Source organism: Methylotenera sp., assembly GCF_036401095.1.
Lineage (GTDB): Bacteria > Pseudomonadota > Gammaproteobacteria > Burkholderiales > Methylophilaceae > Methylotenera.
Genome location: NZ_DASWWA010000008.1, coordinates 1 through 20,828, shown reverse-complemented (window position 1 = coordinate 20,828; position 20,828 = coordinate 1). Strand labels below are relative to the sequence as shown.

Here is a 20,828-nt window from a genome sequence, read left to right as displayed (position 1 = left end):
TAAAAGCGCCAAGGTTGTGGCATATTGTCAGATGCAACAACATATAACTCATGTAAAATAAAAGCCCGGCCCTTGATTAGCTCTGTTACTTTGCAACCAACACAATCCCCCACCCACCCAACCAATGCGCTTACTCGTTATTTCCGTGTAGCGCGCATCGTGTGCCACACATGTGTGGGATTAGTCTTGGCATCCGTTTTATTTCCATTCACCGGCAATCAAATAAAAGCCAAGCTGATTCAATGGTGGTGCCGTGGCTTACTGGCCGCATTCAATATTGAAGTAAAAAAGACCGGTTTACCGCCTAACGAAAACACGGTGCTCACCAATACCTTGTTTGTGGCAAACCATGTTTCATGGTCCGACATCCACGCACTCAATAGTGTGATTCCGTTACGTTTTATTGCAAAATCTGAAATTAAAAACTGGCCAATCTTTGGCTATCTAGTTAGCAAAGCCAACACATTATTCATTGATCGGACTAAACGGCAGGACGCTAAGCGCACGATTGATATCGCTTACACCAGCCTGCAAAACGGCGATAACTTGTGTTTATTTCCTGAAGGCACTACGACAGATGGCACAGAAATGAAGCCATTTAAGAGCAGCTTAATTCAGGCTGCTATTCTGGCAAAATCACCCATCTGGCCAGTAGCCTTAAACTACCCAAACGCTGATGGCAGCATCAACACTAAGATTGCTTACGCAGGAGAAACCACCTTGGTTGAATCTATGCGTAATATGCTATTGCAAAAGAACCCAGTCATCGCCTTGCATTTCTTAGCGCCAATCACGCCAGCAGAGTACGAGGCAATGGACAGGCGCACCATCACATTGCATATTGAAGGTTTAATTCGCAAACAATTAATGCTCTGATTTTTGTATCGCTATTGGCCGATCTAAAGGGTGTGCATCGACCTGCACAATTTCTTTAGTATTTAAATTCAGGGCAGTTAACTTGCCGCCCCATAAGCATCCGGTATCTAAAGCAAATAGATTTTTACGTTGTTGCAACCCTAACGCAGACCAATGCCCAAAAATCACCTGAGTATCTTTGCTCGCGCGCGTAGGCACATCAAACCAAGGCATATAACCGTGAGGGATATCTTGCAGTTCGCCCTTAAATTTAAACTCCATTTCACCCTCTGCCGTACATATACGCAAGCGTGTTGCCGCATTAGTAATGACGCGTAAACGATCAACCCCCGTTAAATCTGGCGTCCAACAGTTGGGTAAGTTGCCATACATGTGCGTTAAAAAGTGCAGATAATTCTCACCACTCAACGCTGACTCAACCTCTGCCGCGTAGGCCATAGTTTGATCTACAGTCCATTGAGGCAGCAAACCAGCATGTACCATCAAGTAATCAGCTTCCTGATACACCAAGGGCTGGTGACGTAGCCAATCTAGCAGCACATCGCGGTCATCAGCAGCCAGCAATGATTGCAAAGTATCACCCCTATGCGCAGCAACGATACCCGCAGCTACCACGATGGCATGCAAATCATGATTACCCAACACAATACGTAAGCTGTTTCGGTGTGCATAGCACCAGCGCAAAACCTCCAGCGTGCCGCTGCCGCGATTAATTAAATCACCCACTAGCCAAAGCTGGTCTTTATCTTGATCAAACTTAAGACGTGTTAATAATGCCTGAAAAGCATGATAACAACCTTGTAAATCGCCTATTGCATAAGTAGCCACTAACCCATACCGCCCTGATAGTTAAAATATATCGCCAATAAAAAAGCCACTTAATGTATCAAGTGGCTTTAGTGTACTACCTTGCAAAAATCTCTGCTTAGAATCCGGCACCCGCAGCATTTGCCATATGTTTTACTGCTGCAGCAACTTCTGCATCAGATAATGCAGGGTTACCACCTTTAGCTGGCATTGTACGTATGCCATTAATTGCGTGACTAACCAATGTGTCGTAGCCTTGTTTAATGCGCGGCTCCCATTGTGCTTTATCACCAAACTTAGGCGCATTCATCAAGCCTGCAGCGTGGCACATAGAACAAACCGCTTTATACACTTCCTCGCCACTTTTACCGGCAGCAACTGGTGCAGAGGCTGCAGCTGCAGCAACTAGGTCCGATCCTTTTGCTGCCTTTGCTGGCTCAACCGCTTTAGCAGGCTCAGTCACTGCAGGTGCAGCTTCGGCTGCTTTTGCAGCAGGCGCCGCGTCAGCCGCTTTAGGTTTAGGTGCAGTAAATTTAGCACCTGATGCGTTTGCCATTTCAGCCACTGCAGCTGCAATTTCATCATCGGTTAATGCTGGATTACCACCGCGAGCAGGCATGCTACGAATACCCTCAAGCGCATGTTTTACCAATGTTTGGTAGCCTTGAGCGATACGTGGAGCCCATTGTGAGTTATCACCAATTTTTGGCGCATTCATTAAGCCAGCCGCGTGACACATAGAACAAACGGCTTTCACTACCTCAGCGCCGCTCTTACCTGCTGTCGCACCAGTAGTTTCTTCTGCAACTTCTACAACCGCAACAGGTTTAATGTTTTCTTCAAGCTTAGCTGCAACCGCCGCCACAGGCTCATCAACTTCAACTGGATCTGTCACACCAAAAACTTTAGCGACAATCACTATAAATGCAACAATACCAACGACACCAGCAAAAGTCGCGAGCAGAATCTGCCCTAGAGAGTAGCCTTTAGCTTCATTATCTACATTGCTCATTACGTTTGTTCCTGAAAATATATGGATAAAAACCTTATTATACCTACACTTTAGCTTATGACAAAAAGCACCCCCACAAAAAATATGACTTTGTAGCGTGTCTCCATTGCGCATTAAGGCTACATACAGCACCTCAGTTTGCTATAATGCAACGCTACTTTGCGCCCGTAGCTCATTTGGATAGAGTATCGGTTTCCGAAGCCGAGGGTAGTGGGTTCGAATCCCGCCGGGCGCGCCAGGAAAAACAAAGCTCACAGTTTAATAGCTGTGAGCTTTTTGTCTTTGTTGTCTGGGCCACTTTTACTCATCACAACATTTACTGATTCTAGTTAAAAAAAACCACTATCGGCCTAATGCCGCTACAAAATCATTTGAGTGATTTAGCCAGATGGTCAATAAACAATCTTACTGCTGGCGGAAGTCCGCGTCTGGTTGTAAACACAATATGCATTATGCCCATATCGGCACTCCAGTCCGGAAATACATGTACCAGCTTATTGCGTTCAATCGACTCTCTACATGTATGGTCTGGTAACAATGCAATACCCAATCCATTGATTGCAGCCTCTCTTACGGTAGCAAAATCCACACAGGTCATTTTAGGCTCATGCCTAACGACCTCATCGCCGAACTCAAGGTGATTGAATTTCCAATCAACTTCGCCCGCATGCTCTACCGTCGCCAAGGTAGGTAGAGATGAAAGGTGTTGAATATCGGCGTGATTGCACTTTACAGCCAGTGTAGGTGAAGCCACTAAAATCCTTCTGGAATGCCCCAGGGTTCGCACTATCAATGATGCATCGGTCTCAAGTGCGATGCGCACTCGGACGGCCACATCGATTCTATCTTCTATCAAATTCACGGGCTGATCACCGGCGATCAGTTGCAATCTTACTTTCGGGAATTGAAGCATGAACGATGAAAACGTGGGTGAAAGTAACTCAAACAAACCAAGTGGGCAGCTACAGCGCACCAGTCCTTGCGGTTCGCTCAAAGACTCTGACACAATGGAGTCAGCTTGCTCTACATCCAGCAATATAGTCTTGCAGCGCTCATAAAATGTTTGACCAATCTCTGTCACCCTGAAGCGTCGGGTTGACCGCTCTACCAAGCGGACACCCAACCTAGCCTCAAGATTGCCTATTCGCCTGCTGATGGTAGACTTTGGAATTTTCACCTTGCGGCTGGCGGCAGCAAAACTGCCTTCTTTTACCACATCTGTGAACAGTATGTAATCGTTAATATCGCGCATATTGACTCATTAATGGAACAATGTAACTCACAATAACAGTCTAGTGCATGTATTAGCCCAATGGCAATATTCTCCTCACGCAATTCAATTAATTAAGGAGAACGAAATGTCATACGATTTTACAAATAAAGTAGTTGTAGTTACTGGTGGTACTAGCGGTATTGGTCTTGCAACAGCTAAACATTTTTCCGACGCAGGTGCCAAGGTATTCATCACTGGTCGCCGTCAGCCTGAGCTAGATCAAGCCATCAAAACAATAGGTGGTACTGTGGTTGGCGTCAGGGGTGACATGTCAAAACTGGCGGATATAGATCGTTTATATGATGAGATTCAACAACAGCATTCCCAGATTGATGTGCTGTTTGCCAATGCAGGTGGCGGCACCATGTTGCCTTTAGGCGCAATCACCGAGGAGCAATACGATAATACTTTCAATAGCAATGTTAAGGGAGTGGTATTCACGGTTCAAAAAGCTTTGCCTTTACTGCTAGATGGCGCATCAATCGTGTTGACTGGCTCTGTAACAAGCATTACGGGTACAGCTGCGTTCAGTATCTACAGTGCCACTAAAGCCGCAATCCGTAACCTGGCAAGAAGCTGGACCATCGACCTGAAAGAACGTGGTATTCGTGTCAATGTCGTTAGCCCTGGCCCAATCAGAACGCCGGGCTTGGTAGAGCTTGCAGGCGACGACCCAGTAGCGCAACAAGGCTTGCTGGATTACATGGGGTCACAAGTTCCACTGGGACGTGTAGGTGAACCTGAAGAGATTGCCAAAGCTGTTGCTTTTCTATCCTCTGAGGATGCAAGCTTTATCGCAGGCGCCGAATTCTTTGTTGATGGTGGTTTAGCTCAGGTCTAAGTATGTACGGCCACTGAAACTCAGTGGCCGTTTCGCAATAAATTGTGAGACTCTGCCAGAAGTTTACAAAAAGTGTGCCAAACGCTCTAGAGTGGTCAATGCATGGACCGATACTGATTGATTAAAAACAATCAATCTGTGCATTTTCATACCCACCGCCAACTTTTGATTCAAATAGCTTTAACTGCTAATTTAAGATCTACCACAAAGCTCGCAGCCTACTCTCGTTCGCAGCGTATCCAGATACAATCACGCTCGTTAAAAGCATCGATGTATTACACGGCATCGGCGTTGTGAGGGATAATAGCGCCCACATCATTTTTTGCACCATTTTTGGAATTATCACCATGGAAATTAAAGTCAACTTTCTCGATAAGCTACGTCTTGAAGCCAAGTTCGATGACTTCACGGTGATTGCAGATCAGCCTATCCGTTATAAGGGCGATGGCTCGGCGCCCGGCCCTTTCGATTACTTTCTGGCTTCATCAGCCTTATGCGCGGCTTATTTTGTGAAGTTGTACTGTGATACGCGCAACATTCCTACCGACAATATCCGTCTTTCACACAATAATATTGTTGATCCGGAAAACCGTTACCAGCAGATTTTCAAGATTCAGGTTGAGTTGCCAGCGGATATCTCTGACAAAGACCGCCAAGGGATTTTGCGCTCCATAGACCGTTGTACGGTTAAAAAAGTGGTGCAAGCTGGCCCTGAGTTTGTGATTGAAGAAGTCGCGAATCTGGACGAAGATGCGCAGGCTTTGCTGATGGCGAAACCATCTGCCGATACGCACACCTACATTACCGGCAAAGACTTACCTCTAGAGCAAACCATCGCCAATATGTCTGAGCTGCTGGCGAGCCTAGGCATTAAGATTGAAATCGCTTCATGGCGCAATATCATTCCCAATGTGTGGTCATTACATATCCGTGATGCGCACTCACCGATGTGCTTCACTAACGGAAAAGGGTCAACCAAGGAAAGCGCGTTGGCGTCAGCCTTGGGCGAGTATCTTGAGCGCCTGAGTAATAACCACTTCTATGCTGGCTCTTACTGGGGCGAGGATATCGCCAACGCAGCGTTTGTACATTACCCGAACGAGCGCTGGTTCAAGCCTGGCCGTAAAGATGCGTTGCCGAAAGAGATTCTGGATGACTACTGTCTGGAGATTTACAACCCAGATGGCGAACTGCGTGGCTCGCACCTGATAGACACCAACTCCGGCAATGCCGAGCGCGGCATCTGTGCGCTGCCCTATGTGCGTCAATCGGACGGCGAGACTGTCTATTTCCCATCTAACCTGATTGAAAACTTGTACGTGAGCAATGGCATGAGTGCCGGCAATACCCTAGCTGAAGCACAAGTGCAATGCCTGTCGGAGATTTTTGAACGGGCGGTGAAACGCGAAATTCTGGAGGGTGAAATCGCCTTGCCTGATGTGCCACAAGAAGTACTGTCGAAGTATCCGGGCATAGTGGCCGGTATCAAAGGCTTGGAAGAGCAAGGCTTTCCGGTACTGGTAAAAGATGCGTCGCTTGGGGGCGAATACCCAGTGATGTGCGTCACCTTGATGAATCCGCGCACTGGTGGTGTGTTTGCCTCATTCGGCGCGCATCCAAGCTTAGAGGTGGCGCTGGAACGCAGCCTGACCGAATTACTACAAGGGCGCAGCTTAGAAGGCCTGAACGATTTGCCACAACCTACCTTTGCCAGTGAAGCCGTCACTGAACCAAACAACTTCGTGGAGCACTTCATTGATTCTAGCGGTATTGTGTCGTGGCGTTTTTTCAGTGCCAAAGCAGATTACGAGTTTGTTGAGTGGGATTTCTCTGGTGCAGGTGAGAATTCCAATGCCGAGGAAGCGGCAACCTTGTTTGGCATACTGGAGGCTATGGGCAAGGAAGCCTACATGGCAGTGTATGACCAGCTAGGTGCCACGGCTTGCCGCATATTGGTGCCAGGCTATTCTGAAGTTTATCCGGTAGAGGATCTGGTGTGGGATAACACCAACAAGGCGCTGTTATTCCGTGCGGACATTTTAAATCTGCATCAGTTGGATGATGCGAGCTTGGAGGCTCTACTTGAGCGTTTAGAGAATAACGAGTTAGATGATTACGGCGACATCGCCACTTTAATCGGCATCCAATTTGATGAGAATACGGACTGGGGCCAGCTCACAGTGCTTGAATTGAAGCTGCTAATTAATCTAGCCTTGCAGCAATTTGAGGAGGCACATGAGTTAGTGGGTGCCTTCCTGCAGTATAACGACAACACGGTCGAGCGCGGATTGTTTTACCAAGCATTGAATGTGGTGCTGGAAGTTCTGCTAGATGAAGAGTTGGAGCTGGACGACTACGAGGTAAACTTCCGCCGGATGTTTGGCAATGCCAGAATGGACGCTGTGATGGGCTCAGTAGACGGTAGCGTGCGCTTCTTCGGCTTAACGCCAACCAGTCTGAAATTAGAAGGGCTAGACAGACACCACCGCCTAATTGACAGCTACAGAAAGCTGCATACGGCCCGTGCCAATATGGCTGCTAAGGCCAGCTAGAATGTGGCGTCATAGCGTTTTTGCTGAGGCGGCTGCCCCCTCAAAAACGAATGATCAGTATTTAAACATTGGTGGTGATGCAGACGTTCATCGGAAGCGTTGCCTCCAATGCCATAAAATCGGTAAAGAGGACTCGCAGCGTGCTCAACTTCAATTTGATCGATAGTTAATCTAATTGATAACTTGCTTATACGTCCTGCACTTAATTAATTACTCGATTTATTTTTATTCGGCCAATTTTTAAGCGCTAATTTAGCAATTTCGAACAATTCATCTTTGCTAGCACCACTGGTTGCTTGTACCGACATGCCCTGATGTAATGTAGCCAAATATTTGGCCAGTGATTTAGGGTTAGCATCACTAGCTAAATCTCCATCGATTTGGGCTTTTTCAAAACGTGCGGCTAACTGTTGCTCATAAGCATATCTATATTGAATCAATAAATCCTTAACTATATCGGAGCTTTCTCCGCTAGATAATGCTGCCTGAACAATCATGCAACCCTTAGGGTGATTAGCGGCGGTAAGAAACTCTGCAGCATTTAATAAAAAACGCTCGGCCACTTTGAATGCTGTAGGCTCATTAATTACGTCTTTCACAAAGGCAACTGGTCCCGCCGTATATCTTGATAACGACTTCTTGAACAACTCCTCTTTGTTACCAAACGCGGCATACAAGCTGGGTTTATTGATCCCCAACGTTTCCGTTAACTCAGCCAGTGACGCGCCTTCGTAGCCTCTTTTCCAAAAAATGGCTAAAGCTTTATCAAGCGCCTCATCCATATCAAAAACTCTAGGTCGACCGCGTAATTTTTTATCATTAATAGACATCGTTAAATTTCATAAATTTAATAATATACCAATTGTTACAAAAAAGTGTTGACAAAGCAAGCTGCGCTGAATTATATTTATTTACCGATTGGTATTTAAATATAAATTTTCATTCATTTTTAATAAGCGAGGTTGTGATGAGTTCAATAGAAAATCAAGGTAAAGCATTAATTACTGGGGCATCAACCGGCATGGGTGCCGTGTATGCAGATAGGCTTGCTAAGCGAGGATATGATCTTATTTTAGTTGCCCGTGATGAGAATAAGCTAAATGCAGTTTCCAATAAAATAAAGTCTGATTACAAAGTTAATGTGACGGTTGTACCTGCTGACCTGACAGTAAAATCAGAGTTAGCACAGATAGAAAATCTATTAAAGGCTGATAAAAGCATTACGCTGCTGGTCAATAATGCAGGCTTGGGTGCGGTGACCAAACTTGCAGAATCCAATATGGACGATATTGAAACTATGATTTCATTAAATGTGATCGCACTGACAAGACTTTCAGCTGCAATTGTGCCGGGCTTGATTGCAAATGCTCATGGCGCAATTATCAATATTGCTTCTATCGTTGCACTTGCCCCGGAGCTTTTAAATGGTGCATATAGCGGCTCTAAGTCATACGTCGTTAACTTCACACAGTCAATGCATCATGAACTTGTAGATAAAGGTATCAGAGTACAGGCTGTATTACCTGGCGCCATTGATACACCGTTCTGGGACAAGAGCGGATTGCCAGTGAATAATCTACCTGCGCAAATAGTGATGAGCCCAGAGAGTTTGGTTGATGCGGCACTAGCCGGGTTTGACTTAGGCGAAGTCATTACCATCCCTTCACTACCCAATATTGAAGAATGGCATGCATTAGATAATGCCCGCAAAGCACTTGGGCCAAACTTGTCACACACGCAAGCAGCTAGTCGTTATCAAGCTTAACTTTTGCAGCTTTAACAGCACAGTTGGCTATACCCAACTGTGCTGCATTCAATTAAAAATGCCTGAATTACGCACTAGCCAATAATGAAAGGCTATGACTTAACACCGTTTAAGCATTAAGCCGAAGTCACCGACAATTTTGGATGTGCCTCACGAATGGGTAGATTAACCAACGCCGCAATACCTGCAAGTGCAATATCTGCGTACCACATCCATTCGTAATTTCCGCTTTGCACGAATGTGATTCCGCCCAACCATGCTCCAAAAAAACCGCCAATCTGGTGGCTAAGTAGAGCAAATCCAAACAGCGTTGCTAAATAACGCGGGCCAAATAACTTTCCTATTAATCCAGCCGTTGGCGGTACGGTTGCCAGCCAGGTGAGCCCGAGGATGGCTGCAAAAATATAAAAAGTGAGCTCTGTTTTAGGTGCCATCAGGTATATAGCAATGGCAACAGCGCGCGAAGCATACATCCAGAACAGAATCATTTTCATACGCTTGACTTGACCTAGCAAGCCAGCGGCAATGCTTCCGGCTACGTTTGAGAGGCCGATAATGGCAAGTGATACGGCCCCTACCGATGCGGGCAAACCGCACAGACTGACCTCACCTGGCAGGTGCGTCACTAAAAAAGCAATATGAAAGCCACAAGTAAAGAATCCAGCATTCAAACAGAGGTAGCTTTTATCTTTAAATGCAAGTTGCAGTTGCTGCTTCAAACCCATCCCATCGCCCTGTGCTGCTATACGTTTATCTGCAATGTCTTTTTTCTCACGTAGCGGCAGTGCTAAAAGCATGGTTGTCAGTGAAGTGGCGGCTAGGGCAAATAAGGCAATTACCCAGTTAAATGAGCTGATTAAAGCCTGCGTGACAGGCGCAAAAATAAACTGGCCTAACGAGCCACCGGCATTGATAAATCCGGCAGCCTTAGAACGACCTTCAGCAGGTAATCGCTGTGCTGCAGCACCAATTAAAATTGAGAAGCTTCCTGCACCCGCACCTGCTGCTGTCAGGATGCCGATTGCAAATATCAAACCAAAGCCTGAGGTCATAAAAGGCGTTAGCACCAAACCTATGGCTAGCAGTAAAGTACCTAATACGATGACCTTATAAGAGCCAACTTTATCGGCGAGCATGCCAAACATTGGCTGGGCTAGACCCCATGTAAACTGGGCAACGGCCATTGCAAAGCTCACAGTCACAATCCCTAAACCAGTAGAGGTGTTTAATGGTGATAAAAATAAGCCCAATGATTGCCGTATACCCATGGTAACAGCCAGAATTGCAGCTGCTGAAATAACTAATGTCCAGAATGTACGTTGTGCTGTCATAAAAATATCATCGACTTAATTAATGAGAGTTTACATCAGCTACACTCTTACATCGGTTTAGGCCTTGTTTAAAACTTATACTTAATAGCTGATTTAAGGTGAATAACCAAATTTAACTTAACTATCTGCGAGAGGCAATTTCTGGCCTTACTGGCCGCCATAACTCACCACCTCAATACTTACTCATAGCTATCCCTAGCATTGTTATGGCACGTAAAAACTATAAAGGCCTACCCCCGATGGGAAGTAGGCCTTTATAAAGCCAAACACATAAAATAGGTACTAACAGTTACATGCCATCATGAAGAGTCAGATGCTTTTAACCAAAGTTACCTATTATTTTACTTGGATAATTACTCACTGATTTTCTTAAGATTATCTAAACCACCACGATATACGCTGGTAATAGTTTTAGTCGCTGTTTCATCATCCTGATCTTTTGCAGGGGTGCTGTTTAAATCTTTACGTTTAAAGTCACCACGCCATATCACGATTGATTTATCAGCACCGTCTGCTTTAACGATAACGCTGGAAACATAATTACTTACCGGCAACACACCATCAATAATCGCATACTTAAAAGTCATATGCTTATCGCTAAAGGCTAATAATTTTTCATTAATCTTTCCACCGTCTTGCAGTGTTAATTGGCGCACAGCCCCTTTTTTATTATTTGTGCCTGAAGTAATTTCTGTTTTAGCAACGGCAGGGTGCCAAGCACCTAGGTCATTAAAGTTATGTACCTTTTCCCAAACTTTAGCCGCTGGTGCGTTAATTGTTACGGTTTCATTGACAGTAAGCTTTTTTGCATCCGCAGCAAAAGTGTTGAAAGACATGCCAAGTATTAAAGACGATACCACAAGACTTAATTTCATTTTTTGACCCCTTAATTAATGTTCATTTGCTGGTTTAACAGTAAAGTAGCTTGAGCTACTTGTTGCTATGAGCATTAATTAACACTAAAGTTCACCATTTTTATACAGATCTGTATATACTTTTCATATGCGCTAAAAATCCTGCCTGAATACGGGTATCAGTAACAAGCTTTTACAGGTTTTAATTATCTATTGAATCAAAGGGATACATGAATATAAGTTTGTAGAAAATCCGATATTAAGCCTTTGGTTCAGCTGTGATTTTTAACCAATTTGTGAAACGACAGAACAAGTCGTCAATTCAGTTGTCAATTGAAGGCAATTTTAATCAACACTGCTGTTTAAACCGCTACAAATCAAAATATTACAAGGGGTAATATGGGAAAGCTTGTTCAGATTATCTATATCAGCCGTTCAACTTTTGAAAGTGCGGATAAAGTAAATAAGATAGAACCAAACGTGGTGAGAATTCTGGCGAAATCTAGAATTAATAACCGCAAGAATGGCTTGGTTGGTGTGATGTATTTTGGCGATGGTGCATTCTTTCAATGTCTGGAAGGCGATGAGGACGCAATTAATACTCTTTTTGCCAAAATCGAAAAAGATCCTCGTCATAAAGACCTCAAGTTAATTTCCAGGAAACATATTGCAAAGCTCTCTTTCCCAGATTGGGCGATGAAATATGCGCCTCTTGATGAAAAAATGGGTAAATTCCTGAAAGAGAATGGATATCAGACATTCGATCCCTACGCATTTGTTCCAGCCATGACAGAAAAGGTTTTGGGGCTGCTAATTGACGCATATGACCCAACGTTAATGCTAGAGGCAGATGCCAAAGACGTAATCCAGCACACACTACCGCAACCAAGTGGTTATAAGAAGCTAGTAATCTTAGCTTTATTCCTCTCGATAAGTGCGTTTGTTTTCTCTGCAGTAACACTTATGTCTGTCCGTGGCATAATTTGAAAGTATAAAAATTATATAGTTAGCATCGGGGGTAAAATTCAATGATTGAGGTTAAACCATTTCAGTCTGTCGGCTGCAAAGACTGTCGTGATCCGGAAAAGCTCGGAATCCAATTCACCATGGCTTTTCAGCCTATAGTGAATGTGCGCGATAAATCTATCTTTGGATATGAAGCACTGGTCAGGGGTATCAATGGTGAAGGTGCAGACTCTGTACTTTCACAGCTCAATGACAGCAACCGCTATAAGTTCGATCAGGCAATTCGAGTAAAGGCGCTGGATTTAGCAAAAAAACTGAACCTGCAGGGAATGTTGAGTATCAACTTTCTGCCTAATGCGGTATATCGTCCAGAAACCTGTATTCGAGCAACGCTTGAAGCCGCAGCAGAATTAGACTTCCCAACTGACCGCATTATGTTTGAGGTCACCGAAGGTGAAAAAGTTAAAGACCATAATCATTTAAAGAGCATTTTTATTGAATATAAAAAACAAAACTTTACTACTGCTATCGATGATTTTGGCGCAGGTTACGCGGGACTAAATCTTCTAGCGGACTGGCAACCTGATGTCATCAAACTGGATATGTCATTAACAAGAAACATCCATAATGACCGCGTTCGCAGGTCTTTAGTGTTTGGCATTATTACGGTATGCAGAGAACTATCGATCAAAATCATTGCTGAAGGTATTGAGTGCGAAGAGGAATGCAAAACCTTGTTTGAGCAAGGAGTCGATTTATTTCAGGGCTATCATTTTGCCAGACCCGGTTTTGAAACATTGCCTTCGATTAGAGAAGAGGCATGGTTATGATGGCATCTGTTTTCATTAACCACCTATTGCCCTTCTTTTGATTTAAACAGGCATGACTGATTTGAACAGCAATACGCATTCAGACCTGGCGATGCCAGTTGAAGCCAAAACGCTACTTTTTCAAGTAGCGCTGGATCAGTCATACAACTCTGTCGTGATTACAGATGCCAACACCCAAAATGACGGCCCTCACATCATTTATGCCAATCCTTCATTTGAGAAAATGACCGGTTATGCGCTATGTGAACTGATCGGCAGGTCTCCTAAAATTCTGCAAGGCCCACTCACGGATCAACGAGTGATAGAAGAAATGCGGTTATGCATACAAAGCGGAAAGTTTTTTGAAGGCTCCACGATTAATTACAATAAAAATGGCTCCCCTTACAATGTAGAGTGGTCTATCTCTCCGATTAAGGATCAATCTGGCGTTATTCAACACTTCATTTCTGTACAAAAAAACATCACCGCTTTAATTGCAGTGCAGCAAGAGCGCAGCCTGCTGGCAAAAGCACTTAATGACTCGCCCGATTGCGTGATGATTACTGATATACAAAATAAAATTATATTTGTGAATACTGGTTTTGAACAATTAACCGGTTATGGGCAAGATGAGGTGCTCGGCAAAGAGCCATCTTTTTTATGGGGCTACACATCATCAGAAATAGCTTCTGATAACTCAGACCCACAAGTCTTCGGCATGCATTTCAAATCACAAGCGCCTAATTTACGTAAAGATGGAGCAGTATTTTATGTCGATCAAAGTATTGCCAAGATTCAGGACGACGCTGGAAACGTAACGCATTATGTGAGTTTTAGTAAAGACTCAACTGACAGACTGAAACAGGAGCTTGAGCTAAAAGATCTGGCATCCAGAGACGCTTTAACGGGTCTACTCAACCGAAGGTCTGGCGAGCAACTACTTAAGCAGTACGATGATATGAAACAGCCGCCTAACAATATGCTCTGCCTGATTATGTTGGATATTGATAACTTTAAAAAAATCAATGACACGTTCGGACACGTAGTCGGTGACCAGGTATTAAAAGCTAGCAGCCAATTACTCAAAAATGAGGCAAGGATTACAGATAGCGTCATCCGCTGGGGTGGCGAGGAGTTTTTAATTGTCGTACCAAACTCTACGCTTAAGGCTACTTTAAAGTTTGCTGAGCGAATCAGAAACAGCTTCGAGCTAAAGGACGACAGTATGGTTGGCGTTGTAACTGCATCCTTTGGTGTCGCGCAGATGCAATATGGAGAAAGCACAGCAAGCCTGCTTAACCGTGCGGACAAAGCTTTGTACAAAGCGAAACTTGAGGGTAGAAATTGTGTTAAATCTGCCAAATAGTGGAGACTGGCTAAGAGGTTAATTTATCATCTTGTAGATTTAGATATGATGATTCGCCGCCTGTAGCAATTTTCATATGAGATAAAACACAAATGCACTGTTTTATATATGAGAAACCTGCCCAACGCTTAAGTGGGCAGGATAAGTTGAGAGTTAAAAGCTTCTTGATAGTGAAAATACGTAACGTGAATCTACAATCTGGTGATTGGATGAGAATCCATAAAAATCATGATGACCCTCTTTAATATTAGTGTCGTGGTAACGTAAGTCTACGTTATAACCAAACATCTTACGGCTGATGCCGATATTCCAATGCACCCAATTCAGTTCTTCTTTGCCATTTCCGTTTGCATCCAAGTTAGGGCCATGGTTATTAAAGAACTGGTACCCCACCCCGCCAGAGACAACAAACTTATGTGGCAGCGCATAGCTGGGAAGAATGGCAACGTTATGAGATTGCAGGCCTTTAACGCCAAACCAATCAGTAATCGTTGGTGAGTATTCAAACTTAAGATTCAAGTTACCAATTTGCGTATCTAAGTAGTTAAACATCTCTAGGTAATTTGAATCTCTAGACCCTGGGTAGATGTATTGGAAAAACATACCGTTGTAGTTAATGCCGCTACCTGCTATATCCTTAACGCTATAGCCTGCATACGGGCCCCAAAGCGCATTGATATTGGGGTTGTTGTGCGCAGCATCGTTGCCTGGGAACAAGTTATTTGCCCCGTAATAGCCTAGATAAAAACCACTAGGGTGTGACCAGGTAATGGCCGCTTTTAACGATGGAATTTTACCGTTATTGGTTTCTGATTCACCTCTAAAAACGTAATCAGAGGCAAACTCTACCCAAGTAGAAAATTTACCGCCAAACAAAGTTTCATCATCTAAAAAATCATCAAATGTGGTGGACTCTTTTGCAGCTTTTACAGGGCCTGTTTCTACAGGTCCAGTTTCGTCTTTTGGTCTATCTGCGCCTGCCGCTACGGCATTTACAGACAAAACCATACTCACCATGAGCAAGCTCACGGTTTTTAATATACGTGTGTACATTATTCTCTCCTAAGTTGTGATGTGGCCTTACAGCTGTTTTATTGTTATTGCTGTACAGGTCGGCAGGTGGTGCCTTTTGTAGGAACCATGCGGTTAGCTAGGTCCAGTTTGGGTGGTTCAACATAAGTAACGGCAGGCTCAACTGCGGGGTAAGTGAGTGTTACTACATTTGGTACATTTTGCGCTTCAGCATTTTTAACGCCACGTTTGGTGTTGTATGCGTCATCAAATACGCCATATTCACCAGGCTGCATTTTGTAAGTAACGGTTTTGTCACCTACACCTGCATTGGCCATATATTTGTTGGCATCATTCCAATCTCTGCCATCAAGGTTGCTATAGAACTTAATGTCTACTAATACAGCATCGCACAGTGGGGTCACCTCTTCATATTGGGTCGGCCAGCCAGAACCACCTGTGGTTTTAGGGTAACGCCCCCAATCCCCGCCTTTAAATGGGCAAGCACCTCCGCCACCAAATGCAGCACGGTTTGGGTGGTGTACGCCATAAATAGGTAGGCCAACTGGTTGCCCGATTTCGCCATTTTCCAAGTGAAATCTAGGTTGGGCAGTCACAGTGGTTTTTAACTTCAAGCCCTCATTCTTAATACTGTCGTAATAAGGGCCTTCAGGTCGCACATACCGTAAGTCATTGTTATCTTTGTTGTCATATACCGCAGTCACAAAAAGATAAGGCTTATTAAAGAATGGACGCTCCACCAAGTAGTATTCAACATTGGTTTTATTGGCATCAACAGCCTCCCACTTCACATGGAGATTGTCCTTACCCTTCTGCCCGACGTTAATCCAGGAACGCGCATCCGATAATTGATTCAACCTGAGCACATTGGTGTAGTTTTCTTTTACATCTAAGCCTGCGCGTTTACCAAGCGGGCCAATTTTGTTAGCCCCCGGTTGGTTAAACGCAAAATTCATTGCCTGTTTGGCATATGGATAGTCGTTTTCAGACATAGTGCAATAAAAGTTTGGCAGTTCAATAGGCTCGTGCTTTGCGTACTTACCTTTATATTTAGGATGGCTGATAGGTAAATCAATATAGTTTAGCTGGCCATCTTTACTCAATTTCTCATCTGGGTATTTATAGCCAGACCAGCTTTCCTGTGGCAAATAAGCGCTGTAGTCACTTTCGATTTTTGCTAAGTTTTCTTTAGCGGTTAAATCGGCAGTTGCGGGTAATCCGCTCGCACCTTTTTTAAGGTACTCACGGACTGTGCCGTTTTCTTGCACACGCCACAGGCCATGTTTACCTTCACCTATCATGGTCAGCACTTGCTCTGCCACCGTCACAAAGCGATAGGTATAGTTGGTACTCATATATCCTGTATAAAACGGCAGATGCGGAATCTGAGAATGGGTCTTGTTCGGGCGACCCGTTCCTAGTAAAGCCTTCTGTGCATCGTCATCTTTAATGTTCTGATCACTGGTATAAAAAAACGGGTCGCCCTGCGTCAGATCGGTAAGATTAATACTTTCATCTGCCTGGGTGCCAAATGATGCAATGTAAAGGGAAGCAAACAATGGCACTGCATAAGTTGATAGTTTGTTCATTTCGCTCTCCTTGGAGCTCTCTGGTTCAACTGAAATTTTTGCTATTGAATATTAAGCGCCGTCAATTTCACGTTGACCACAGATAAATCCTAAACCTGAACTTTCTGTGCTAAAAGTGATGGTTGAACCTTTAGGAAAGAAAAGCACATCACCAGGTACCGCTTTAACTTTGGTAGTGCCATCGTTCACTATCATCTCACCTTTGATAATGATTTTAGCCTCATCGTAACCGTATGTATAAGTTAATGAATTGCCTTTTTCAATTTTAAACAAACCACATGCAATCGGCGCTTTCGGGTCGCTAGAGGCAACGATATCCTGCAAGTAAGCATTGGTGCCTTTAATGTTCATCGATTTAATTTTCATGCGTGAGGCATTTTTAAAATACTCCATTTTTTTGCTGCCTGCAGGTACCTCTACGCCGTGCGCCATTAACGCAGCGCCATAAGAAACAGCTAAAGTTGCGATCAAACCACTTAATAAATATGACTTTTTCATGTCCATCTCCAATATTAAAAATTAATGTTTCAATTAAGAAAGATTGCTCTTTCATTGGAGATATCTTATTTGTTAATAGAGTGTACAGACATGACAAAAAACCCCTATAAAAATCAAAAAAACTAAATATTTTTGTAATAAAACTGTGAATCAATATTGTTGAATAGTTTGTCTAATCATTAAAAATTAGGAGTAAGATATAAATAGGCAGTCCGCTGCTAACTAGAGTTATTTAAGGCGTAAGTGATTGAACTTGTTCAATTATAAAGATGAGCCGCCATCTAAGCGGTTATTGAAACAGCACTTCATTGATGCTAACAGAGACGCCTTTCCGCAAGATACGCTTAACTGTGTTGCGCACTTGATTTTGGTGATTGAAAGCCCGGATGAAATGATGTCGGTGGCTTTAGAGTTTATCGTGAAAAAACTCGAAGCGTGCCGTGCAGATATTGGCTTTGTCAGGCCACAAGACAGTATTTACAGGCCTGCTTTTATTTATTACAACGCAAGCTCAAGTCCGCTGAACTGCACTGGAACAGTGTATTCCAACCAAGACAGAGTGTTCCAGAAAACCTGGCATCAGCGCCTGCCGGTAGCTTGTGACAATGTAACTTCCAGCCCTCTGCTGCTTGATTCCAGGAAAAAATTCGAGTCAATCCAGAGCAAGTCTATTTTATTTCAAAGATTAGTATGGGATAGAAGCCCACTGGGCATGGCCTGTATTGATTTTACGCATGAGCCTCATTTTTGGACGCAAACTGAAATCGAATTTGTCGCAGAATTCTGCGAAACTTTTTTAGGACCCTTACTAGGCATTAGTCATTTTTGGCATGACCCTAAAAAATACCAGCTCATCAAAAAACCTACCGAGTCCGAGTTAATTGCAATCAAACTTGCAGCTAAGGGCATGAGCTACAAACAAATTGCAAATGAATTAGGTAAATCTGTACGCACCATAGAGAACCAACTCAGAAACGCCAGAGATACACTCAATGCCGCAAATCAAGCTGAGTTGATTACCAAATGTGCAATCTGGCTTTAAGCTAAACCTAGTTTTAGGCGTAATCTGGTTTTAAATTAGCTAAGTAATAAATTGCGGCCTTAGTTCCGCTTGGGCAAGGTCTAAAAATGCCCGCAGCTTAGGCGGCATAAAGCGTTGTCTGGGGTACACAAGATGCACGGGGTCGGCCCTACCTTGCCACTCCGGCAGCACTCTTAGCAAATCACCGCTAGTTAAACCCTGTCTGCAGATAAAAGCTGGCAATAGTGCTACCCCCTGCCCATTTTCTGCCATCGACTTCACCACGCCGATACTGTTAGCCATGGTGCGTGCCTGTAATGGAATAGTCACGTTGCCGTGTTCACTCCTTAGGGTCCAGGCATCACGCCCCATAGGCGTAAATTGCAGGCAATGGTGCGCATGTATATCCTGTGGCACCTCCAATGGGGCAGCGCTCTTTAAATAATCACGGCTAGCGAATACTTCCCAATGTATGGTCCCCAATGACTTTGCAACCAAGCTGGAATCGCGTAAATCACCGGTGCGGATTGCGACATCCACCCCCTCTGCTACCAAGTCTATATAGCGGTCGGTCAACAGCAACTCCATCTCTAATTGAGGAAACTCTTGCTGTGTACGCTGTATCAGATTGGCAAGCATGCTATCGCCAAGGTCGGCAGGTGCGGTCACTTTCAGCTTGCCTTGCGGTTGCTTGCGCGCCTCGTCAACAGCGGCTTCAGCCTCCAGTAAATAGCTCAGCCCCTGCGATGCGTGGTGATAATAAACGTTGCCGGCTTCAGTCAAGCTAAGCCTTCTCGTCGTACGCTGTAACAACGTAATGCCCAAGCGCTTCTCCAACCTAGAAATTCTGGTACTGACTGTAGAGGTAGGCAGGCCAATCTGCCTAGCCGCCTCACTAAAACTGCCAGCCTGTACTACTTTTACAAACACTGCCGATTCGTTGAAATCCATAATTGTTCATTTAAATGAAAAGTAATTTAATATTTAACCATCTAGTCTATGATTTGTCATGTGTTTATAGTGGGAACCATCGTAACTAAGTAAAAAAACTGAAGTACAGAAATCAAGGAAAATCATCATGAAAAAACTGTCTTTTATTAAACGAAGCAACGGCAATCACTGGGTAGGTGACGGCTTCCCTGTGCAAAGCATTTTTTCTTACCGTGATATCTACGAAGAAATGTCACCGTTCCTACTCATGGATTACGCAGGCCCAGCCAATTTTGAGCCAACCGAGCAACGCCGTGGTGTAGGCAAACACCCGCACCGTGGCTTCGAAACAGTAACGATAGTCTACGATGGCCAAGTATCACACCATGACTCGACCAATGCCGGCGGCACTATCGGTGCAGGTGAGGTGCAATGGATGACAGCCGGCTCCGGCATTATCCATGAGGAATATCACGGAGATGATTACGCCCGTACCGGTGGCCCTTTAGAGATGATTCAACTTTGGGTCAATCTGCCGGCTAAACACAAGATGACAGCGCCTAGCTATCAAGGCATTACCAGTGCGCAAATTCCAGAAGTTAAGCTAGCTGGGGATGCAGGGAAAGTGCGCGTGATTGCAGGTGAGTTTGCAGGTCAAAAAGGCCCTGCGCATACATTCAGTAGCATGAATGTGTGGGATGTACGCTTGAATGCCGGCAGCACGACCACATTCAATTTACCAGAGGGTCATACCACTGCCTTATTTGTGTTGCATGGTGCAATCAGCACTGGCGATGTACACATTATCCAGCCATCCGAGCTTGCGGTGATGCAGCGCGAAGGAGCAGAACTGGTATTAGAAGCACAGCAAGACACAGTTTTACTGTTATTAAACGGGGCACCGCTGAATGAACCAGTGGTTGGCCATGGCCCTTTTGTCATGAACACCTGGGAAGAAATCAATCAGGCTGTTGATGACTACAACAATGGTCGCTTTGCAGTAGCGGCATAAAAACAATACCAAACTTTAATTTCAAATTATCTATTGAGGAGTAATACCATGAACAAACCATACGTACGTCTAGACCGTGATAACGCAGTAGTTTTATTAGTAGATCACCAAGCAGGCCTGTTATCTTTAGTGCGCGATATCGAGCCAGATCGTTTCAAGAACAATGTGTTGGCATTAGCAGATGCAGCTAAGTACTTTAAGTTGCCAACGATCTTAACTACTAGCTTTGAGAATGGCCCGAACGGTCCTTTGATGCCAGAGTTGAAAGAGATGTTCCCAGATGCACCATTCATT

19 protein-coding genes, 1 tRNA gene and 1 pseudogene are annotated in these 20,828 nt (G+C 44.2%); 11 read left to right on the top strand and 10 right to left on the bottom strand.

The window, feature by feature from the left end; genetic code table 11:
- Nucleotides 1-72 precede the first annotated feature (72 nt).
- Nucleotides 73-876, top strand: coding sequence for a lysophospholipid acyltransferase family protein (locus tag VGD82_RS06885; RefSeq protein WP_331019699.1), 804 nt, complete (start codon nt 73-75; stop codon nt 874-876).
- On the opposite strand, the gene VGD82_RS06880 is transcribed toward VGD82_RS06885, so the two are convergent.
- Nucleotides 865-1,704, bottom strand: coding sequence for a symmetrical bis(5'-nucleosyl)-tetraphosphatase (locus tag VGD82_RS06880; RefSeq protein ID WP_331019698.1), 840 nt, complete (start codon nt 1,702-1,704; stop codon nt 865-867). The genes VGD82_RS06885 and VGD82_RS06880 overlap by 12 nt on opposite strands.
- Before the next feature lie 97 nt (nt 1,705-1,801).
- On the bottom strand, nt 1,802-2,695 hold the full coding sequence (locus VGD82_RS06875; RefSeq protein ID WP_331019697.1) for a c-type cytochrome: 894 nt from the start codon (nt 2,693-2,695) through the stop codon (nt 1,802-1,804).
- A 161-nt stretch (nt 2,696-2,856) separates the two neighbouring features.
- Here VGD82_RS06875 and VGD82_RS06870 point away from each other — a divergent pair.
- Nucleotides 2,857-2,933 (top strand) — tRNA-Arg (locus VGD82_RS06870).
- A 129-nt stretch (nt 2,934-3,062) separates the two neighbouring features.
- On the opposite strand, the gene VGD82_RS06865 is transcribed toward VGD82_RS06870, so the two are convergent.
- Nucleotides 3,063-3,947 carry a LysR family transcriptional regulator gene (locus VGD82_RS06865; protein WP_331019696.1) on the bottom strand — a complete coding sequence of 295 codons (885 nt, stop codon included), beginning with the start codon at nt 3,945-3,947 and terminating at the stop codon, nt 3,063-3,065.
- A gap of 106 nt (nt 3,948-4,053) precedes the next feature.
- On the opposite strand from VGD82_RS06865, the gene VGD82_RS06860 reads away from it, so the two are divergent.
- Both VGD82_RS06860 and VGD82_RS06855 read left to right on the top strand, forming a co-directional pair.
- On the top strand, nt 4,054-4,809 hold the full coding sequence (locus tag VGD82_RS06860; protein ID WP_331019695.1) for an SDR family NAD(P)-dependent oxidoreductase: 756 nt from the start codon (nt 4,054-4,056) through the stop codon (nt 4,807-4,809).
- A gap of 347 nt (nt 4,810-5,156) precedes the next feature.
- Nucleotides 5,157-7,361, top strand: coding sequence for an OsmC domain/YcaO domain-containing protein (locus VGD82_RS06855; RefSeq protein ID WP_331019694.1), 2,205 nt, complete (start codon nt 5,157-5,159; stop codon nt 7,359-7,361).
- 206 nt (nt 7,362-7,567) lie between these two features.
- Here VGD82_RS06855 and VGD82_RS06850 read toward each other — a convergent pair whose 3' ends face one another.
- On the bottom strand, nt 7,568-8,191 hold the full coding sequence (locus VGD82_RS06850) for a TetR/AcrR family transcriptional regulator (protein ID WP_331019693.1): 624 nt from the start codon (nt 8,189-8,191) through the stop codon (nt 7,568-7,570).
- Between the two features lie 137 nt (nt 8,192-8,328).
- On the opposite strand from VGD82_RS06850, the gene VGD82_RS06845 reads away from it, so the two are divergent.
- Nucleotides 8,329-9,126, top strand: a complete 798-nt coding sequence (locus VGD82_RS06845) for an SDR family oxidoreductase (protein WP_331019692.1) — start codon at nt 8,329-8,331, stop codon at nt 9,124-9,126.
- 116 nt (nt 9,127-9,242) lie between these two features.
- Here VGD82_RS06845 and VGD82_RS06840 read toward each other — a convergent pair whose 3' ends face one another.
- Together VGD82_RS06840 and VGD82_RS06835 are read right to left on the bottom strand one after the other, a co-directional pair.
- Nucleotides 9,243-10,457 carry an MFS transporter gene (locus VGD82_RS06840; RefSeq protein ID WP_331019691.1) on the bottom strand — a complete coding sequence of 405 codons (1,215 nt, stop codon included), beginning with the start codon at nt 10,455-10,457 and terminating at the stop codon, nt 9,243-9,245.
- A 353-nt stretch (nt 10,458-10,810) separates the two neighbouring features.
- Nucleotides 10,811-11,332: an SRPBCC family protein gene (locus VGD82_RS06835; protein WP_331019690.1), complete on the bottom strand. Its 522-nt coding sequence runs from the start codon at nt 11,330-11,332 to the stop codon at nt 10,811-10,813.
- Between the two features lie 378 nt (nt 11,333-11,710).
- Here VGD82_RS06835 and VGD82_RS06830 point away from each other — a divergent pair, with 378 nt between their 5' ends.
- The 3 genes from VGD82_RS06830 to VGD82_RS06820 all read left to right on the top strand — a co-directional run bounded on the left by VGD82_RS06830 (nt 11,711) and on the right by VGD82_RS06820 (nt 14,452).
- Nucleotides 11,711-12,298 (top strand): BLUF domain-containing protein, encoded by a 588-nt coding sequence (locus VGD82_RS06830; protein WP_331019689.1) that lies wholly within the window; start codon nt 11,711-11,713, stop codon nt 12,296-12,298.
- Between the two features lie 41 nt (nt 12,299-12,339).
- Complete coding sequence (locus VGD82_RS06825; RefSeq protein ID WP_331019688.1) at nt 12,340-13,107, top strand: EAL domain-containing protein; 768 nt, start codon at nt 12,340-12,342, stop codon at nt 13,105-13,107.
- Nucleotides 13,108-13,168: 61 nt separating this feature from the next.
- Nucleotides 13,169-14,452, top strand: coding sequence for a diguanylate cyclase (locus VGD82_RS06820; RefSeq protein WP_331019687.1), 1,284 nt, complete (start codon nt 13,169-13,171; stop codon nt 14,450-14,452).
- 153 nt (nt 14,453-14,605) lie between these two features.
- Here VGD82_RS06820 and VGD82_RS06815 read toward each other — a convergent pair whose 3' ends face one another.
- The 3 genes from VGD82_RS06815 to VGD82_RS06805 are packed head-to-tail and all read right to left on the bottom strand — an operon-like array spanning nt 14,606 to nt 17,571.
- Nucleotides 14,606-15,505 carry a TorF family putative porin gene (locus tag VGD82_RS06815; protein WP_331019686.1) on the bottom strand — a complete coding sequence of 300 codons (900 nt, stop codon included), beginning with the start codon at nt 15,503-15,505 and terminating at the stop codon, nt 14,606-14,608.
- A 44-nt stretch (nt 15,506-15,549) separates the two neighbouring features.
- Complete coding sequence (locus VGD82_RS06810) at nt 15,550-17,073, bottom strand: hypothetical protein (RefSeq protein WP_331019685.1); 1,524 nt, start codon at nt 17,071-17,073, stop codon at nt 15,550-15,552.
- 51 nt (nt 17,074-17,124) lie between these two features.
- Entirely contained in the window at nt 17,125-17,571 is a 447-nt protein-coding gene (locus VGD82_RS06805) for a cupin domain-containing protein (protein WP_331019684.1), read from the bottom strand.
- 247 nt (nt 17,572-17,818) lie between these two features.
- On the opposite strand from VGD82_RS06805, the gene VGD82_RS06800 reads away from it, so the two are divergent.
- Complete coding sequence (locus VGD82_RS06800) at nt 17,819-18,613, top strand: sigma factor-like helix-turn-helix DNA-binding protein (RefSeq protein ID WP_331019683.1); 795 nt, start codon at nt 17,819-17,821, stop codon at nt 18,611-18,613.
- 39 nt (nt 18,614-18,652) lie between these two features.
- Here the strand turns inward: VGD82_RS06800 and VGD82_RS06795 are convergent, their stop codons facing one another.
- Nucleotides 18,653-19,543, bottom strand: a complete 891-nt coding sequence (locus tag VGD82_RS06795; RefSeq protein ID WP_331019682.1) for a LysR family transcriptional regulator — start codon at nt 19,541-19,543, stop codon at nt 18,653-18,655.
- A 127-nt stretch (nt 19,544-19,670) separates the two neighbouring features.
- Between VGD82_RS06795 and VGD82_RS06790 the strand changes: the two genes are divergently transcribed.
- Both VGD82_RS06790 and VGD82_RS06785 read left to right on the top strand, forming a co-directional pair.
- The gene (locus VGD82_RS06790; protein WP_331019681.1) at nt 19,671-20,534 is read left to right on the top strand and encodes a pirin family protein; all 864 of its coding nucleotides are present in this window, start codon (nt 19,671-19,673) and stop codon (nt 20,532-20,534) included.
- A 48-nt stretch (nt 20,535-20,582) separates the two neighbouring features.
- Nucleotides 20,583-20,828 (top strand): annotated as a pseudogene (locus VGD82_RS06785) (hydrolase); the annotation flags it as partial.

Coding starts and splice junctions, on each gene's coding strand:
- VGD82_RS06845 (WP_331019692.1), top strand. CDS start 8,329: ATGAGTTCAATAGAAAATCAAGGTAAAGCATTAATTACTGGGGCATCA.
- VGD82_RS06830 (WP_331019689.1), top strand. CDS start 11,711: ATGGGAAAGCTTGTTCAGATTATCTATATCAGCCGTTCAACTTTTGAA.
- VGD82_RS06855 (WP_331019694.1), top strand. CDS start 5,157: ATGGAAATTAAAGTCAACTTTCTCGATAAGCTACGTCTTGAAGCCAAG.
- VGD82_RS06835 (WP_331019690.1), bottom strand. CDS start 11,332: ATGAAATTAAGTCTTGTGGTATCGTCTTTAATACTTGGCATGTCTTTC.
- VGD82_RS06805 (WP_331019684.1), bottom strand. CDS start 17,571: ATGAAAAAGTCATATTTATTAAGTGGTTTGATCGCAACTTTAGCTGTT.
- VGD82_RS06825 (WP_331019688.1), top strand. CDS start 12,340: ATGATTGAGGTTAAACCATTTCAGTCTGTCGGCTGCAAAGACTGTCGT.
- VGD82_RS06860 (WP_331019695.1), top strand. CDS start 4,054: ATGTCATACGATTTTACAAATAAAGTAGTTGTAGTTACTGGTGGTACT.
- VGD82_RS06815 (WP_331019686.1), bottom strand. CDS start 15,505: ATGTACACACGTATATTAAAAACCGTGAGCTTGCTCATGGTGAGTATG.
- VGD82_RS06810 (WP_331019685.1), bottom strand. CDS start 17,073: ATGAACAAACTATCAACTTATGCAGTGCCATTGTTTGCTTCCCTTTAC.
- VGD82_RS06875 (WP_331019697.1), bottom strand. CDS start 2,695: ATGAGCAATGTAGATAATGAAGCTAAAGGCTACTCTCTAGGGCAGATT.
- VGD82_RS06790 (WP_331019681.1), top strand. CDS start 19,671: ATGAAAAAACTGTCTTTTATTAAACGAAGCAACGGCAATCACTGGGTA.
- VGD82_RS06850 (WP_331019693.1), bottom strand. CDS start 8,191: ATGTCTATTAATGATAAAAAATTACGCGGTCGACCTAGAGTTTTTGAT.
- VGD82_RS06795 (WP_331019682.1), bottom strand. CDS start 19,543: ATGGATTTCAACGAATCGGCAGTGTTTGTAAAAGTAGTACAGGCTGGC.
- VGD82_RS06865 (WP_331019696.1), bottom strand. CDS start 3,947: ATGCGCGATATTAACGATTACATACTGTTCACAGATGTGGTAAAAGAA.
- VGD82_RS06840 (WP_331019691.1), bottom strand. CDS start 10,457: ATGACAGCACAACGTACATTCTGGACATTAGTTATTTCAGCAGCTGCA.